The 3,463-nt window shown below is 63.9% G+C and carries 1 protein-coding gene; it reads left to right on the top strand.

The features are described 5' to 3' along the window. Positions 1–13 precede the first annotated feature (13 nt). The coding region (locus tag ACMV8A_RS15590) for an LPD38 domain-containing protein (RefSeq protein WP_495326801.1) at positions 14–3,463 on the top strand (3,450 nt) is incomplete at its 3' end.

Genomic DNA, 3,463 nt, shown 5'->3' with positions numbered 1-3,463 from the left:
GACCGGGCGTTCGATGGACGAGAGCATCAAACTGTTCTCGGAAGACGGGGTAATCAACGGGATATACGACCCGCGCACGGGTCTGACCTTCCTGGTGGGGCCGAACCTGGACCCGGTGACGGCGCCGGCCGTGCTGTTGCATGAGTCCGTCCATGGCCAGCAGCGCAAGAAGATCGATGCGCAGGCGATGGATATGCTGATGAACCGTGCGCAGGAGAAGGATGAGAACACGCGCGCATTCCTCGACCGCGCGGCGCAGCGCATGACCAAGGCGGGCGCGGCTACCGACAGCAAGGAGGCGGCCCCCTACATCGTGGAGCAGGCGGTGATCGAGGGGCGCAGTGCGGGCTACAAGATGGCCGACAGCAAGTTCTTCGCGTGGGCCGACCGGAAATTCGGCAAGAAGATCGGCGACATCCTGCGCAGCGTGGCCGCCGGCCTCAGAACGTGGATGATCCGGCATGGCTGGGTCCGTGCGCTGACCGTCGATGATTTGGTGGGATATGCGATGGTCGGGGTGGAGCGGGCGGCGCGAGGCGCTGTTGATGGGAAATCCAAGTCGGTATCTGCCAGCGAAGGGCGTGGCAAGAAGAGTGTGTTTACGCCGGACGCCTACGATGCGCAGCAGTTTGCCAGCGCGGTTGATCGTATTGCCGCAGCGGAAAACGCGCCGCGTACAGACCTGACGGTGGGCGATACGCCGGCCGTGCTGCGTGCGCTTGGCGCCAAAGCGCTACCGATACAGATGCCGTCGAGCATGATCCACAAAGCAAGCCGCCCCGCGATCCGTGGTCACGACGTGCCGGTTGCGGTACTGCGCAATCTGCCGGCGCTGATTGCTGATCCGGTGATGGTTTTCGACTCGCGCACGGAACATGGCGCCATGGTCGCGCTCGTCGATGCGCGTGACGATAGCGGGCGGCCGGTTGTGGTGGCGGTGCACATGGATGCGAAGGGCGGTGGGTTCCACAACATCAACAAGATCGCCAGCATTTACGGCAAGGACGACATCGCGGACATTGAGCGATGGCTGGCTGGCAGCTTGCGCTACTACCAAAAAGAGAAAGCCCCGAGATGGCTTCGTGCGGTCGGGCTCCAATTGCCCGAGGCGAACACCATCAAGAGGCTTAACAGCAGAGTAATCACCGATGCCGACATTGTCAATCGGCCGGACGTGAGCTTCAGCCGTTCTGGCGCCACCCCGCCGCGCACGGCCGACGCATTTCCGGAACTGAACGCCGATCAGCGCGCTTTCCTGAACAAGGTTGGTACGCCGCCGGCACAGGTGCGGGCGAGCGAGTGGGTGAAGGCGCGCTTCGAGCGCATCGGCACGAAGATTCGCCAGGGTCTGGTGGACCGCTACGCCGCGCTGAAGGAGATGGACGAGAAGCTTCACGGCAAGGACTTCATCGACACGGCGATTACTGACAGCGCATGGGTGCTGGCGCGTATGTCGTCTGCTGCATCTGGTGCCATGAGCGCGATGATGACCGGCGGCCGGGTTGAACTGGACGGTGCGCAGCGCGTGTTGAAGATGAAGGAAGGCGACGCCAGCGGCGGCCTGATGGCGGTGCTCCAGAAGCTGGGCGCGCCGGCCGAGGTGGAGCGCTTCTTTGCCTGGGTGGCGGCGAACCGCGCAGAGAAACTGATGGCTGAAGGGCGTGAGCACCTCTTCACCGCCAACGAGATCGCTGCGGGCAAAGCGCTGAATGCCGGCAAGACCGAGGGCGGCGCAGTGCGACCGGCGCTCTATGCGCAGGTGTTCCGCGAGTTCCAGCAGTACCGTGACGACGTACTGGCCATTGCCGAGCAGACGGGAATCATCAGCGCGGAGAACCGTGCGATGTGGCGTGACGAGTTCTACGTGCCGTTCTATCGGGTGATGGAGGACGATGGGCCGGCCGGCCCGCATGCAAGCAAGGGGCTCAGTCGCCAGGAGGCGTACAAGAAGCTGAAGGGCGGTCGCGAGAACCTGAACGACCTGCTGGAAAACACCCTGATGAACTTCCACCATCTGCTGTCGGCCAGCATGAAGAACCAGGCTGCGGCGCAGACGGTGAAGAACGCCGAGAAGCTGGGCATTGCCAGGGTTGTGCCGGAGAGCCGGCGCGACCCGAAGAACAGCACCTTCGTGCTGGCGAACGGCGAGCGGGTGTTCTACGAGATCGACGATCCGATGGTGTTTGAGGCGCTGACGGCGCTCTCCGATGGCGGGCTGAACAACTTCGCGGTGCGGGCGATGTCAGCCTTCAAGCGGGTGTTCACCAACATGACCACGTTGACGCCGCAGTTCATCATCGCCAACACGCTGCGCGACCTGATGCAGGCCACGGCTACTACGCCGACCAGCAAGAACATCGCGAGAAATCTGATGCAGGGCGCCGGCGCCTACCGCGACCCGCGTACCCGGGCGGAGATGTTGGCCAGCGGCGGGGCATTCTCGTTCGGGCACATCTACGGCGCGGATGTGAATGAGGTGAAGGCGAATCTGCGGCGCGCGGTGAAGGGCGCCGAATTGGTGACAAGCCCGAAGATGATCCCCGACATCCTGCGCAAGGGGTGGGACGCTTGGGGTAAGGTGACCGACACCAGCGAGAACGTGTCGCGCGCGGCGACCTACGTGCAGAACGTGGAAGAGAAGGGGCGCCTGCGGGCGGCCTTCGAGGCGCGCGACATCATGGACTTCAGCCAGCACGGCGCCTGGCCTGCGGTGCGCTTTCTGACCCGTGTAGTGCCGTTCCTGAATGCGCGCCTGCAAGGCCTGGACAAGATCTATCGGTCTGGCGTGAAGCCGGCGATGCTCACGGCGATGGGCAAGGGTAGCGACAGCGACCGCGTGGCTGCGGCCCGATTCGGCGTGGTAACCGGCGCGCTGACGCTGGCGACCATTGCGCTCTACCTGGCGAACTACGAGGACGATGAGTACCAGAAGCTGGAGGAATGGCAGAAGGATACCTACTGGTTCTTCCGCATCGGCGACAACGCCTTCTTCTTGCCCAAGCCGTTCGAGGTTGGGGCGATTGCCACCATGGCTGAACGCATGGCGCAGCAGGCTCTGGACGACAAGGCCACCGGCAAGCTGTTCGCCGAGCGGATGAAAGAGATGTTCATGCAGACCTTCGCCTTCAATCCTGTTCCGCAGATGTTCCAGCCGGCGATCGACATCTACTCGAACAAGGATGCCTTCACCGGCCGTGACATCGAGACGGTCGGCATGGAGCGGTTGAGCCCTGGGCTTCGGGCGCGCGACAGTACCACGGCGCCCGCCCGGGCGTTGTCTGCTGCATCGCGCGTGTTCGGCGACAAGACGCCGCTTGCCCTGTCGCCGGTGCAGGCCGACCACCTGATCCGTGGCTACCTGGGCAGCGTGGGCGCCACTGCTGCTGCGACACTGGATACGCTCTACCGGACAGCCACCGGGCAGGATGCGCCGGACAAGCGCTGGAGCGAGTATCAGCCGATC

This window comes from Sulfurivermis sp. (assembly GCF_059410345.1).
This window is presented reverse-complemented; position numbering and strand designations above follow the sequence as displayed.